This is a genomic window from Adhaeribacter pallidiroseus (assembly GCF_003340495.1).
GTDB lineage: Bacteria > Bacteroidota > Bacteroidia > Cytophagales > Hymenobacteraceae > Adhaeribacter > Adhaeribacter pallidiroseus.
The window spans coordinates 399,745-414,989 of the sequence record NZ_QASA01000001.1 but is presented as its reverse complement, the minus strand read 5'-3'; the positions used below and the strand labels follow the sequence as shown (position 1 = coordinate 414,989).

The 15,245-nt window shown below is 43.5% G+C and carries 9 protein-coding genes; 4 read left to right on the top strand and 5 right to left on the bottom strand.

The genetic code is table 11. The features are described from left to right. Positions 1–44: 44 nt before the first annotated feature. The gene (locus AHMF7616_RS01615; RefSeq protein ID WP_115371304.1) at positions 45–1,379 is read right to left on the bottom strand and encodes a dihydroorotase; all 1,335 of its coding nucleotides are present in this window, start codon (positions 1,377–1,379) and stop codon (positions 45–47) included. Between the two features lie 274 nt (positions 1,380–1,653). Here AHMF7616_RS01615 and AHMF7616_RS01610 point away from each other — a divergent pair, with 274 nt between their 5' ends. From AHMF7616_RS01610 to AHMF7616_RS01600, 3 genes are all read left to right on the top strand, one after another. After that, complete coding sequence (locus AHMF7616_RS01610; protein ID WP_115371303.1) at positions 1,654–3,012, top strand: DEAD/DEAH box helicase; 1,359 nt, start codon at positions 1,654–1,656, stop codon at positions 3,010–3,012. Between the two features lie 327 nt (positions 3,013–3,339). Continuing rightward, positions 3,340–4,563, top strand: coding sequence for a metabolite traffic protein EboE (gene eboE / locus AHMF7616_RS01605; RefSeq protein ID WP_115371302.1), 1,224 nt, complete (start codon positions 3,340–3,342; stop codon positions 4,561–4,563). Between the two features lie 152 nt (positions 4,564–4,715). Continuing rightward, entirely contained in the window at positions 4,716–6,089 is a 1,374-nt protein-coding gene (locus tag AHMF7616_RS01600; RefSeq protein WP_115371301.1) for an alkaline phosphatase family protein, read from the top strand. A gap of 718 nt (positions 6,090–6,807) precedes the next feature. Here AHMF7616_RS01600 and AHMF7616_RS01595 read toward each other — a convergent pair. Further along, the gene (locus AHMF7616_RS01595) at positions 6,808–7,803 is read right to left on the bottom strand and encodes a GRP family sugar transporter (protein ID WP_115371300.1); all 996 of its coding nucleotides are present in this window, start codon (positions 7,801–7,803) and stop codon (positions 6,808–6,810) included. A 192-nt stretch (positions 7,804–7,995) separates the two neighbouring features. Continuing rightward, a complete protein-coding gene (gene rbsK / locus AHMF7616_RS01590; RefSeq protein WP_115371299.1) occupies positions 7,996–8,913 on the bottom strand; it encodes a ribokinase in 918 nt (305 codons plus the stop codon). Positions 8,914–9,162: 249 nt separating this feature from the next. On the opposite strand from rbsK, the gene AHMF7616_RS01585 reads away from it, so the two are divergent. After that, entirely contained in the window at positions 9,163–10,677 is a 1,515-nt protein-coding gene (locus AHMF7616_RS01585) for a hypothetical protein (RefSeq protein WP_115371298.1), read from the top strand. A 21-nt stretch (positions 10,678–10,698) separates the two neighbouring features. Here AHMF7616_RS01585 and AHMF7616_RS01580 read toward each other — a convergent pair whose 3' ends face one another. Both AHMF7616_RS01580 and AHMF7616_RS01575 read right to left on the bottom strand, forming a co-directional pair. After that, positions 10,699–11,832, bottom strand: coding sequence for a DUF3810 domain-containing protein (locus AHMF7616_RS01580; protein WP_158546068.1), 1,134 nt, complete (start codon positions 11,830–11,832; stop codon positions 10,699–10,701). A 322-nt stretch (positions 11,833–12,154) separates the two neighbouring features. Further along, on the bottom strand, positions 12,155–15,160 hold the full coding sequence (locus AHMF7616_RS01575; protein ID WP_115371296.1) for an Ig-like domain-containing protein: 3,006 nt from the start codon (positions 15,158–15,160) through the stop codon (positions 12,155–12,157). Positions 15,161–15,245 lie beyond the last annotated feature (85 nt).

Here is a 15,245-nt window from a genome sequence, read left to right as displayed (position 1 = left end):
CAGTTTCCTTAATTATTCAATACTTCCCGCATTTTTTTTAAATTTTACCGGTCGAACAACAGGCGTTCTCCCCATTTTGCCTCGTTAAACTGACCATTAGCAAAAGCCAAATGCCCCGAAACAAAGCTGTGCGTGATGGTAGAATGAAACGTTTTGCCTTCAAACGGCGACCATTGGCATTTATAATAAATGTTCTCTTTGCTTACCGTTTGCGTTTGATTTAAATCTACCAGCACTAAATCGGCAAAATAACCTTCCCGGATAAAGCCCCGGTGCCGTACCTGAAAACAAATGGCCGGCGCGTGGCTCATTTTTTCTACTATACGCTCTAAACTTATTTGGCCGGCGCGGTAAAACTCCAGCATGGTTTGTAAAGAGTGCTGCACCAAAGGCACCCCCGAAGGTGATTTTTTGTAAATATTTTGCTTTTCGTCCCAGGTGTGCGGGGCATGGTCGGTGGCAATAATATCCAGGCGATTATCCAGTAAACCTTCCAATAATGCTTTTTTGTGACGAGCTTCTTTTATGGCCGGGTTGCATTTTATTTGTGTACCTAAAGTGTCGTAATCCGCTTTATCAAAATACAAATGATGCACGCACACTTCGGCGGTAATTTTTTTCTCGGCTAAGGGAACATCGTTTTGAAATAATGCCAGTTCTTCTTCCGTGGAAATATGCAGAATATGCAAACGCGTTCCGTACTTCTGGGCCAGTTTCGTAGCCAGGTAAGACGATTTAAAACAAGCCGCTTCGCTCCTTATTTCCGGATGGCACTGGATCGGAATGGCCTCGCCGTACTTTTCTTCGTACAAAGTCAGGTTATCCCGGATGGTTTGCTCGTCTTCGCAGTGTACGGCAATCAATAATTGGGCTTTTTCAAAAATTTGCTCCAGGGTGGTTTGTTCATCTACGAGCATATTACCCGTGGACGAACCCATAAATATTTTGATCCCGCAAACGGTGTTGGGGTTGGTCAGTAACACTTCGGACAGGTTATCGTTGGTGGCCCCCATAAAAAAAGAATAGTTGGCCAGCGATTTTTCGGCAGCTAAAGCGTATTTTTCTTCCAGTAACTCCTGCGTAATGGCATTGGGTACTGTGTTGGGCATTTCCATAAATGATGTAACGCCACCCGCCACAGCCGCCCGCGATTCGGTATAGATATCGGCTTTATGCGTTAAGCCCGGGTCCCGGAAATGTACCTGGTCGTCGATTACGCCGGGTAGTAAATACTGGCCGGTAGCATCTATAAGTTCATCGGCGGTCTCGTTTATTTCGGTGGCTATTTGGGCAATCCGACCGTATTTCACAAACACATCGGCCTGATAAATCTGACCTTCGTTTACAAGCTGCGCATTTTTAATCAGAAAGGTTTTCATGCGGCGAAGTTAAGTAAATAGACACAAGTAGCAAGATACTAGTATCAAGACTAAATAACACTTATATATTAATCAAGAAACGCGTTTAGAGTTTCTTGATTAATATATAAGTGTGCTTATTTTATACTGCCCAATTACTTAAACCCAGTCTAAATGGTTTAGCAGGGTGAAATTTTTAAAATTTAACGGGTTTATTGATTAATCTAAACGGCCTTTCGTAAGAAGAAAAATCATTGTACGAGAAAACTGTACCTTTGCGCTAAAATTTACTAAAATGGAAGAGAAAGAAAACGGGCCGACTATTACCTTCGACGATTTTAAACTTAACCGGCAGTTACTAAACGCCGTAGCCGATGCAGGTTATACCGTACCTACGCCGGTGCAACAGCAAACTATCCCCTTGATTACCGCCGGACACGACGTAATGGGCATAGCGCAAACCGGTACGGGTAAAACGGCCGCTTACGTACTTCCGCTTCTCATGAAAGTTAAATACGCGCAAGGCACCCACCCGCGGGCAGTAATTCTCTCTCCTACCCGCGAACTGGCCATGCAAATTGAAGAAAGTATCCGGCTATTGGCTAAGTACACCGATCTTCGGTTTCTGGCTATATACGGCGGCGTTGGCCCCAAAACCCAGATAGAGGAAATAAAAAAAGGAATTGATATTTTGGTGGCTACGCCGGGCCGGTTAATGGAAATTTACATGAAAGGCGATTTAATTTTAAAAGAATTGAAAACGTTGGTGCTCGACGAAGCTGATAAAATGATGGATATGGGCTTTATGCCGCAAATCCGCAGCATTCTGGAAGTAATTCCGCGCAAGCGCCAGAACTTGTTGTTTTCGGCTACCATGCACGCGCGCATTGAGAAGCTATCCGAAGAGTTTCTGGAGTTCCCGGTGAAGGTAGAAGTAACGCCCGCCGCTACTCCAGTGGAGACTGTATCGCAGATGCTGTATCAAATTCCCAATCTCCAGACTAAGTTAAATATGCTGCATTACTTATTTCGTAATGAGGAGATTTTTACCCGCGTGATTATTTTTACGCGCAGTAAAAAGAACGCGGAAGTAGTGGCCGAATTTGTAAACGACAGTGCCCGCGGCACGGTGCGGGTTATCCACGGCAATAAAGGCCAAAACATGCGCATTAACGCCATGGAAGCTTTCCGGAGCGGCGAAGTTCGTTTTTTAATTGCCACCGATGTTGCTTCGCGGGGCATTGATATTACCGCCGTGAGTCACGTTATAAATTTTGATGTGCCGATGATTTACGAGGATTACGTGCACCGCATTGGCCGTACCGGTCGGGCTGAGCAGGAAGGAGCTTCTATTACTTTTGCTACCGAAGCCGAAATCCATCACGTGCGGGAAATTGAAAAAATTATAAAAATGCAGATTCCGGAAGCCTCACTCCCGCCGGAAGTAGAAGTAGCTAAAACAAAGTTTGCCGAAAGCCAGGAAATGGCCTTGGAAGTAGATAAACAAAAACGCCGCACCGACCCTGACTTTAAAGGCGCCTTCCACGACAAAAAACAACACTTACACGAAGGCGTAATCGATAAGCGTACGGGCCGACCTTTCGAAGAGAAGAAACCCACTAAAATCCGGGGTTTCCGGAGAAATAAATCCTAAATCGCGGAATTGCGCGGATTAATCGGATTACACGAATGATATTGTCTAACAATTCTCATTACCAGGTAAATGGTAAATGGCACTTGGTAAATGTAAAAAACGGCCTCTCCTTCCCTGTTTTTAGGGAAGGTGCCCGGAGGGCGGAAGGGTGAAAAACCAAAGTAAAAGCCGCTGCTCAGCCATTATTTCCAAACTTTAAAACCAATTTTTAAATTTTTCATTTTCCTGGAGAATGTAATAGCTGGAAATATCTATTAAAAATATATCTTATTCTACTCCAATCCCGTTAACTTTCCGGTCTACTACTTTTAAAACAAAGCTACTTTCATGAATATCGGCCAAGGCTATCACCTGACTTATTGTACCAACATCCATCCCGGCGAAACCTGGGACGAAGTTTTCGAAAGCCTGCAAACCTATGTTTTACCCATTAAAGCGCACTTGTCCCCGGATAAACCATTTGGCATCGGCTTACGGCTATCCGACCAAGCCAGTAAGGATATTCTGGAGCAAGATCACTTAACAAAATTTAAAAATTGGCTCGCTCACAATGGTCTGTATGTATTTACCATGAACGGCTTTCCGTTTGGCGGCTTTCACGGGCAGGTAGTTAAAGATAATGTGCACCAACCCGACTGGACTACCACGGCCCGCTTAGAATATACGCAACGCTTGAGTCAAATACTGGCCCAGTTACTGCCGGAAGGCCTGGAAGGCGGCATTTCTACTTCGCCTTTGTCGTACAAACCCTGGTTACAACACGATCTAAATGTAACGGAACACGTGTTTGACCAGAGCACGAAACACCTGGCCATGTTGGTAGAAAGTTTGTATCTTTTACAAAGCAATACCGGCAAAACCATCCATATTGATATTGAACCGGAACCGGATGGTTTACTCGAAAATGCCGCTGAATTTTTAGATTACTACAAAAGTCGTTTAATACCCGCCGCTACCGATTACTTAGGAATCCAGTTGGGTTTATCGCCGGAGCAGGCCGAGGATATCGTTAAAACGCATATTCAATTATGTTACGATGTTTGCCATTTTGCGCTCGCCTACGAAGAACCACAAACGGTTTTTGATCAGTTAGCCGAAGCCGACATTCGGGTGGGGAAGATTCAGGTCAGTGCGGCCCTTAAGGCAAAATTAAACCCAGATACTTCTCAGCGCGAAGAAATCAAGAAAGCTTTTCAGCCTTTTGTAGAATCGACGTACTTGCATCAGGTTTTAGTAAAAAAGGCCGATGGCTCTTTGGAGCAATACCCGGATTTGCCCCCGGCCCTGGAACATATTCAGGATGCGGAAGCTACCGAATGGCGCACGCATTTTCACGTACCTATTTTTGTAGATCGGTTTAACCAACTACAATCTACGCAGGACGAAATCATCCGAACGTTACAATTATTACCCGATAACCCGGTTACCAAACACCTGGAAGTAGAAACGTATACTTGGGGAGTTCTACCGCCAGAATTAAAACAGGAATTAGGGGCTTCTATTGAACGCGAGCTTTCCTGGGTATTAAGCCAATTGCCGGCAAAGCTTTAATTAAATTTTTTTTAAAATAAAACAATGGTGCTAAGCTGTAAAAGGCAATATCTTACAACGGCAATAAACCAATCAACTATAATTAATTTATTAACCAAGACACCTATCTCCCTTATCTGGATACCGGTGTCTTGCTACTTAATACGAATAACATGCGCAAAACGGTAGTATTGGATATAGTAGGATTAACGCCGGCCGCTATTGGCCAGAACACTCCTTTTTTAAAAAAATGGTTAGAAGATGCGAAACTGGCCACCGTGGGTCATGTATTACCGGCGGTAACTTGTTCGGTGCAATCTACTTATATTACCGGCAAATGGCCCAGCGAACACGGTATTGTAGCGAATGGGTGGTATTTCCGGGATGTTTGCGAAGTGCGGAACTGGCACCAGTCTAATAAATTAGTGCAGGCGCCTAAAATCTGGGAAAAAGCCCGCGAACTGGACCCTACGTTTACCTGCGCCAACATTAACTGGTGGTTTGCCATGAACTCCACCGCCGACTATACCGTAACTCCCCGGCCGCAATATTTGGCCGATGGCCGTAAAATGCCCGACTGCTACACTTATCCGATGAACTTGCGGGATCAGTTGACACAAAAACTTGGTACTTTCCCGTTGTTTGAGTACTGGGGTCCTAGAACCACTATAAATGCCAGCCGTTGGTTGGCCCAAGCAGCCGTAGAAACCGACAAATTATATGACCCTACACTAACGCTGGTTTATTTGCCTCACCTGGATTATAATTCCCAGCGATACGGCCCCGACCATACCACTGTAGCCAAAGACTTACAAGAGATCGACCAGGTGGTTGGCGAGTTAATCATGCATTTTGAAGAACGGGGAGCACAAGTTATAATCTTATCGGAGTACGGCATTGATAAAGTAAGCCAACCGGTGCATTTAAACCGGGTACTGCGCCAGAACGGTTATCTTTCCATTCGGGAAGAACGCGGTTTGGAACTGCTGGACCCCGGCACTTGCCAAGCTTTTGCCGTAGCTGACCACCAAATAGCGCATATTTATGTCAACGATTTAGCTAAGCTCGCCGAAGTCCGGAAATTAATAGAAAGCGTACCGGGGGTAGAAAAAGTACTGGGTCCGGAAGAAAAAGCAGCGTACCACCTCGATCACGAGCGGGCTGGAGAATTAGTAGCCATTGCCGATAAAGACGCGTGGTTTACTTATTATTACTGGCTCGACGATGCCAAAGCACCCGATTTTGCCCGGGTGATTGATATCCATAAGAAACCGGGCTTTGATCCGGTAGAAATGTTTACGAACCCGGAAATTAAAATGCTAATGCCGAAAGTAGGTTTTAAAGTATTAAAGAAGAAACTGGGTTTCCGGATGCTGATGGATATAATTCCGTTGGATGCCACCCTAATAGGCGGTTCGCACGGCCGCGAACCGGAATCGCCGGAAAAGGGCCCGTTGTTTATAACTAAAAATAAAAATCTGTTACCCCAAAATAGCATTGCACCAACCGAAGTGTTTAATTTAATGCTGGCCCATTTGCAAGCCTAAATAAAGAACAAAATTTAAAAAATTTTAATAAATTGATTCTTAATGAGGGTACCCGGATGAAGAGGCAAGATTTTGCCAAAATTGCGGATAATATTCCAGCCAGCTAACTTTCTTTAGCTATTGAGACTTTGTTTACTGGTTGCTGGTGCAGTTACTGTAAAGCCATCTGGCATAGCAGGGCTATGTTATCGGGAGCATGGCATTTGGCCGTGCGGCTTTAGTCTTTACTGCATTTAGTTCATCTTCAAGGTTAGTAGATAGTGCTGGCTTTGGCCGGTACCCTGTCGGCTAAATTTCGGGACAGGTAACCGCCTCCATGCTCCCGGCCACTCCGGTTAAGTCTAAGCGGGCAAACCATTCGGGAATGGCTTTTTGCTCTGGCCCTTATTCTTTGCTAACCCAACACCAGCCGGTGTTCTTGCTCCAGCCACTCCCCACACCAATACTCCTCTTCTCTGCAACAGCAGGCAATACTGGCTTGCCTGCTTTTTACTTTTTTAATGCTTTATCTTAGATAACTATTGGCAGCTAAGTAGTTGGTCGTTTTTAGTTGTTCGTTGTTCGATCGTTAATAAATTAATAATCAATTACTTAAACTCAGGTTTTTATCAACTTAATTTTGTCCTATTACTTAGCACTAATTAAGCGGTAGAGTTTACTTTTTTAAATTTTTACTTTTCTCCAGTCTGTCTTTTTAAAAACAAAGTTAGGCTGGTAATTAACGGGCCGCTATAATTAATCCTAAACCTATTAAATAACAAACTAACATACTATTTAAAACCAAGCCAGTACCTTTGGGTGCATTCTTGAACTCGTGCCAGATAAAAATTCCCCAAATAGCCGCCACTACTGTGGCCCCCTGGCCTAGGCCATACGAGATAGCTGGCCCAGCTTTGCCTGAAGCGATGATACTGCACGACATGCCCACGCACCAGATGGCTCCTCCCAATATACCGGTTAAATGGCTCCGGAAATTACCCTTAAAATAATCGGCGTAGCTTACAGGATTACCCACAAAAGGTTGTTTCATGAGCAAGGTGTTAAATAAGAGGTTACTGCCCAAAATACCCAAAGCAAAAAATACTACTGCGGTATAAGGGCTTAGCTTACCGGCCATGGGTTGACTAAAATCCGGAAACATAGAAGCGGCTACGTATTTATAAAAAAAGCCCATAGCTACGCCCGCCACAATCGATAGAATTAATCCTTTGGAAGAAACGCTTTGGGTATGCGCAGCCGTACGGCGGTAAGCAAAAGCATTTAACAAGATAGCTAGCCCTACCAGCGCCACTCCCGCAAACAACCGCCACGAATCGCCCACGGGATTATCGATGTAATTTACCAACACGCCCCACACCAATGCAATTCCAATTCCTACCGGAAAAGCCACGGACATACCGGCAATGGCAATAGCGGCTCCTAGTAAGATGTTGGCCGCGTTAAAAATAATTCCACCCAATACAGCTGAACCCATACTAGCGGCGCTGGCTTGCGCCATATCCGGCCAAAAACTGCGTCCCGCTGCTCCTACACTGCCCAAAGTAAAGGCAAACAAAAGCGCCATTAGCAAAATACCCCATACATAATCCCAGTAAAATAACTCGAAGCGCCAGGTACTGGCGGCCAGTTTTTGGGTATTGGCCCAGGAACCCCAGCACAGCATGGTTATAAAACAGAAAATAACGGCCGTAGAATAATTTTGAATAATGAACATGCTTTTATAAAATTAGTAAGGTTGATTTCAGAAATTAAACCGGCAATAAGCAGGTGTTGCCCCCTAATCGTAAATAAGCTTGCTGGATATTACAAAAAATTTAAAAAAACCGGTGGAAAGCGGACTATTACCCACCAATCCTGCTACCCGGGCTACTTCTTAAATAAAAAAACCCAATGCCAGCTTTAAATACTATTTCAGGATTAAACCTTGCAATTCTTTCCGGAAAGGTGCGGAAGCTTGCGCGCCCATACGTGTAACTGAAATAGCAGCCGCCTGATTCGCAAATTCTACGGCTTTGTCGAGTGCTAAACCTTCGGATAAAGCCACGGCTAAAGCGCCATTAAAAACATCGCCGGCGGCGGTGGTATCTACGGCTACTACCGGAGTAACCGGAATAAGTTTAGCTATAGATTGATCAAACACAAAAGCCCCTTCGGTACCTAAGGTAATTACCACGTGCTTTATCCCTTTCTCCAATAGTTTTCGAGCGGCTTGTTCTGCCGTTGCTAAATTAGTAATGGTCACTCCGGATAAAGCTTCGGCTTCTGACCGGTTTGGGGTAAGAATAGCTAAGCACCGGTACAAATCATCGGGTAACGGGGCAGCGGGCGCCGGATTTAGAATTACCTTTTTACCATACTGAGCCGCTAAGTTGGCCGCAAATTGCACGGTAACCAGCGGTATTTCCAGTTGCATCAGAATAATCTCCGCTTCCTTAAAAACGGTTTCGGCTTTAGCTACGTCTGCTGGGTTCAGGGTGCCGTTAGAGCCTGGCGCCACCACAATGGTGTTTTCGCCTTTCTCGTCTACGGTTATTAAAGCCACTCCCGAAGGATTATCCGGATCAGAAATAACAAAACTGGCATCTACCCCTTCTTTCAAAAATTGTTGCAACGCTTGTCGACCAAAAATATCTTGGCCAATTTTTGTAATAAAGGTGATCTGGCCTCCTAAACGCGCCGCAGCAATGGCCTGGTTAGCTCCTTTACCGCCCGGGTTCATCATAAACCGGCCGCCCAAAACAGTTTCGCCGGGCAACGGAAAATGTTTGGTTTTAATAACCATGTCGGTATTCGCACTCCCAATAACTAGAATTTTCTGATTCATAGAACTAAAAATTTGTAGAGCATCGGTAATTATACTGTTCTTCTAGCGCATTATCACTCCAATAATTACTATATTAGACATTGCTAGTGGTAACCACTTCGGTGCATTTAGTAAAATAAAACGGCTGCTATTGCTTTACTGGCTACCTATATCTTTGTATAAATCAGTGCGTTATTTACATGTGCATGTCTGATATTTTTTAAAAAAATTCATTTTTTTATTAGCAAACTGATACCCTACCTTAATCCTATGACTTCTTTTGAAGCTTTACATACCCTGGTGCAATCTTTATCGAAAGCAGAGAAACGCTATTTTAAATTGTTCTGCGATTTACAGACCGGCGATAAAATTTATTTTGCCCTGTATCAGCTTTTAGAAAAAGAACAAAGCACCGACGCGGTAATGGCATCCATTAGCCAGAAATACCCGGCAGCAGTTATTGATACGGCTCGCAAGCATTTATACCGGATGTTAATGAAAAGCTTGCGCAGTTACGAATCAGACAGGTCTATTGAAAATCGGTTGATGCAACGCATCCAGGATATAAAAATTTTATTTAACAAAGGTTTATTGGACCTGTGTTTCGGCGAACTGGAACGCGCCATGGAGCTAGCCCTGAAACACGAAAAATTTTCTTATTATTTAATTCTGGCCCGGTTGGAACTGCAGTATTTAACTTTACTGGAGTTTCCGGATACCGATGAAAATGCCCTGATTGCCAAGCAGGAAAAAATGAACCAGGTTTTACACCAGGAACAATGGATTAATCGCCACTCTACCCTCGACGAAGTGCTGCTGCACCGGTACCTCCACAGTGGTTTAGCCCGCAGCCAACAAGAAATTAATAAACTCGACGATTTATTGCTCGAAGAATTTCAAATCATTTCCAACAAGCACTACCATTCCGTTTTATCGCAAAAGCTGCACCTGCACTTTCAGTCTACTTATTTTTTAATGACCGGCAACCATCCGGAGAGTTTACGGCTTTTCTACCAGTTGCTGCACTTATTTCAGGAATATTCGCATTTACTGCACGATTCGCCGTTATATTATATCTACCTGATTAATGGCATTTTAACCGATTTGCGTTCCATGCGCCAATACGCCGAAATGCCGTTTTTTATTCAAAGTTTACAAAAAATAGAACCTGCTTCCGAAAGCTTGGGGTATTTTCTGCAACACTTAGTTTACCTGCACCAGTTAGTGCTATTATTAGATTTAGGCGACTATCCGCAAGCCGCAACGTTAATCCAGGCGTATCAAAAAGATATTTCGACTAAAGGAAAAATTATTCCGCCTAACTCCGATGCAACCATTCATTTATTAATGGCCTTAGTTTATTTTGGATTACAACAATTTAGTGCGGCTTTGCACCAAGTAAATTATGTTTTGCATAAACCCCGCCGTTATATTTCGCACCAGGTTTACTCGTTGTGCCGATTGTTACGGTTAATTATTCAGGTAGAATTAAAAAACGATGATTATTTACACTACGAACTGCGCTCCGTGGAACGCAAGTTAAAAGCCGAAGAGAAACTATTCAAAACCGAAAAGTTGACTATTCAATTTTTAAAAAAATGGATTGCTCACAATCGTTCCCCCAAATACCTGGAGTTATTCTTCCGGAATGTAAAAGAAACAACCCAGCATCCTTACGAAAATCAATTGCTCCTCTGGTTCGATATCGTATCCTGGACGGAGGCCAAGCTAACTAAAAAAACGTATGCCCAAATTGTTCGCGCCAAACAAAAGGTGCTGGTTTAGTAAAAGGAAACGGGCATTTTTTTAAATTTCAGATGCGCCGGAGGTAGTTTGAGCCGGATAATTTAATTGATTCTTGCGGAACTCACCCATTAGTAACTCCACTACTTTCGAGTAACTTTTTATGCCGTCCCGCTGATCATTGGCTTTTAAAAATAAGTCGTAAAAATATCCGCTAAACACCTCGACCGGATTTTGAAATTTCTCCCAATAACGGCGGTTTTCCGCTAAGTCTTGTTTTACGCCGGCGCTGTATAGCCGTTCTAAATTTTTATATACGCGAGGCTTTACTTTTTTTAGTCGGTTCATGGCGTATTTCATAGCCATGTAGTTTCCGGAATACTGAAAGGCTGGTTCCGGGTTAAGCCGGCACGTTAAGTACGCCACATAATTAGCTTCGTCCTCGGAAGCAAAACCGATTTGGTGCGCCATTTCGTGGCAAATAGTACCGGGCAGCAAATAATCGGGTGGGTGCATGTTTACGTTGGCTTCGCCGGTAAACGGGAAATAAATACCGCTCACTCCAAAAAACGACATTACTTGCGGCACATAAACCGACTTAACTGCCGGATAGGTATACGTCATTTCGGGGAAATTCTTCGCTACAACCGCAAAGCCCCGCGGCGCCCGTGCTAGTAACTGTTGTTTCGTTAAAGAAAATCGCACGGGCCGTTGTTGATTAAAAGTAATTTGTTGCCGGCTATCATTCGTCAGCTGGATGAGCCGCCGGCACAAAGTTTCTAATTCTTTAGTGGACACAGAATCTTTTGGTAGGTGCGCAATTTCTTCTATTGGCCGCCGATGGTAATTGAGAGCCCACATGCCGGTAAACAAAAAATAAAACAGCGACAAGAAAGTAACCACTCCCAGTAAACTACTTCGGTAAAACTCCCGCCAACTTATTTGTTGCTGCACGCGCTTTTTTACGTGTTTTATAATAGCCACCAATAAACCGGTTACCAAGCTGTAAAATAAAATTTGACCAATGGGCACCGGTACACTGCCAAAAACAAACCGCAAAAACTGACTCAGCTTTTTGTATAAGTTGCCGGTATAAAAATTTTCTACCAGCAGTGGATGCAGCGAGATTAGCTGAACAATAAGAATTTGCAGCGGAAGACTTAGATAAATAAATATATTGAAATACTTCTGACGCACCAGACGTATTTTTTTAAATTTTGATCTTGGTTTAAACAAGTGTCCGGATGTTTCTTATAAAAATGCAGCTGTACGATTTTAAAATAATTAAATGTACCAGCTTCTACGAAAACGTAAAATACTTGGTATTTCTTTTAACATGAACTATAAATTCTGGTTTTAATCGTGAGCAAAAGAACAATTTGATTATTGGTACCTAGTTTTCGTAGCCAAGGTCTGGTAAACCATACTCTTTTTCTAAAGCCGTTGGTTTTATATAAAAATTTAAAAATAAAAAAAACGGCCACAAAAGTGGCCGTTCTTCAATAAAATACTCTCGTATTTATTCTATTATGAGCTTGGTTTGCGTGCTGCCAGTTGCACCGGTAGCCTTCAGGAAATAAATACCCCGCAGCATTTTTTGGTTTAAGTTAACATCGGCGTTGGCATTGCCTAACTCATTGGTTTGTACTGCGGTGGTGTGTACTACCGTACCCACTACATCAATTAAACTAAGAGTAACCGGTTCCTGCGGAGCAAAATTCTGAACTGCTACGTGCAAGTTATCTCCCGGATTTGGATTTGGGTAAACACTTACCTTTAAACCCGATACAATTTCCTCGGGTTCTTCCACTATACTGCTTACGCTGGTTCTTTGGGCTATTGTGCTGTTAGTAGCCGGTACATCGGCTTTTAATAAGGTAATGCGCGGTTTGCCGTCGCCGTTGCCATCGTAGTATTCTGATACATATAGGTTCCCGGTTTTTACATCTTCAATTACATCTAAAGGATTAGCAAATGGCCGGCGCAAGCCAGGTACTTTTATACCTTCGGTAGCGGTAATTTTACTTTTGTTAGTTGCATCAGGAGCCAATATAATAATATCGTCGCCACCACTAAAGCGGCAAACCATCATTTTTCCTCTTAACTTACCATTAAAAGCATTACTCTTGTATTCGATGGCGCCATTAGCCGAAATATTTAAGCCAAAATCATAAATAAAACCGCGGTAGTTGGGCTCACTTGGGGTACCTACTTTGTACCCTTGCTGTACCCCATTTTCGGTCCAAACTACTTCTCCGGGATCTGTGCCACTGGTTGGATTGCCGCCAAATAAGATGTATTCGTTGCGTAAAGGATTAGGATGACCATAATAGCCGCCTTTTACCACTCTAAATAAGTAATCGCTTTGCGTATCCCGTACGTCTTTTAAAGCAGCAACGGTTGGTCCGGTATAAGTTTGCCCATTCGACCACTTAGTACCGTATGGTAAAGCCGGTGTGTTGCCGCCTGCTGCCGAGCCATTGGTAGGCACGTATAATTCACCGTTAGAATGCCACACCAAATCATACGCATTGCGCACACCGCTGGCATAAATCGTTAAAGGAGCATTGGAAGCATACGGATTATAATTTCCGCCATCCTGGGTTTTTACGTTAACCGGTAAGCCTTGCTGCTGCGCTTTCGTAATATCTAAGCGTAATATGGCGCCGTTCAACAATCTTTCCGGACGGTAACCCCAAGCGCCGTCTGCGGCCCCCATGGCCGAGTTACTACCCTGCGGAAAATACAAAGCGCCATCAGGTCCGAATTTTAAACTATTGGTTGAATGATCTTTGTACGAACGCGGCAGGTTAACCACGTAATCGGTTACCTGAGGAGCCGATGGATTATTTAAATTTATGCGTGATATTTTACCCGACCAATCAGGCGCGTTGGTAAATACCGGCGAAGAATGACTAATCCAGGCCACTAAACTACTGGAAGTAGCATTAGGCGCAAATTGAAGCCCTATTAACAACCGGCGGCTAGTACCAAAAGGAGCAATAGTAACCCGGTTCGTGATCGTACCGTCCGACCGAATATCCCAACGTTCAATTTTACCGCCGGAGGTGGTGGCGTACAAGCGGTGATCCGGCCCTACTACTAAAGAAGTAAATCCATCAGAACCGAATGTATTATCTATTAAGGTTTTTTCAGTAAAAGAAACGCCACTTAAATCACCAGTCGATACCGGTGTGGTGCCGGTAGTTTTAAACCGTGACGTAAAGGGAATCATCGTATTTCCGTTATCGTCTTTTACCGCACTCGTAATTTGAAATTCGTAGTTGGTATTTGGCCGAAGAGACGCCGATAAAGTTATCGCGTCGCCGGCAGCGGTAGAGTTCACCGCTGTGCCGCTTATTTGGGTTTTCGTACCGGTAGAGCTAACACTATATAATTTCACGGTACTTGTATTAACGGTGCTACCGTCAATGGAAGTGCCTCCCGGATACATTAAGTCAACCGATATGGATTTATCCAGCGATACGTTGGTAGCGCCATCCTCTGGTCTAACGGCAGTAACATACGGATGCGTATTGGCTGTACTTCCTGGTTTTACCACTACTACATAGGTGTTTTTAGAACCAATGGCTGGAGAAGCAAAATTACCACCCAAAGAAACTGTTCCGGCCACGTAGGTCTTGCTGTATAACTCTAAATAGCTTATTCGGGGATCGTTTATTCCGATACGCTCGCCGGTTTTTTGCCAGCCATTCATCCAGTTTGGCAACTGGGTAGCCAAAGGATCGTAAGCCACGTAAACCGTAACACTTTGGTTCACCGAAAAACTAACTGCTGGCGAAGCAGTATTATATTTATCGTCGTTGGGCGTTTTAATAAAAACCTGATTGTTTAACGAAGCTGGTACAGAGGTAATCTGATAATCCCGGTCGGTGTAAAAAGTCACTCCTACCACTAATTTCGATTGGGAATAACTGTTACCGGTGTAAGACCTAATATTACTTACTAAGCTAGTAGTGGTGCTTTGATTAACCACATTAAAAGAAATAGTTAGGGCAGCTCCTACCGCACCGGACCCGGAAGCACCGGAATAAGGAGTGCATTTTAACTGGTAACTGCCGGTTGCTGGCACCCAAGGTTTATAATCACCCAGAATATCTCCAAATAAAGAGTAGGGCGCGCCTGTCTCCGTTTTGTTGTATACCTGTTTACCACTTAAATTAAAAACAACACTACCAACCATGGTAGGTTCGGTATTAGCCTGAATATTCAGGTTTTTAGTAGGTAAAGTGGCGAGGTTTAATGTAGCGCCGTTGGCAATGGTTTGAATAGGCTGATCGGTATCGGCATTTATCAAAGTAAAGCTAACCACTCTTTCTCCCTCCAGTAAAGTATGGCTCAAAACGGGGGAGTTTAAATTCTTTTTTAAATTTTCAATCGCTTTGTCAGCGTATACGGCGGTTTGCGCCTGCATACTAACTACAAAAGCGAGAAGCAGAGTTACAGACCACTTCCTACTCGATAATTCTACGAACTTTTGATAGGGAGTACATTCTTTTTTCATAATAACTTAAATTGCACAGGGTGTTAAAAAACTAAAAAACAAAATTGGATACAGTAAATTTAAAATAAAACGCATCAGATTTACT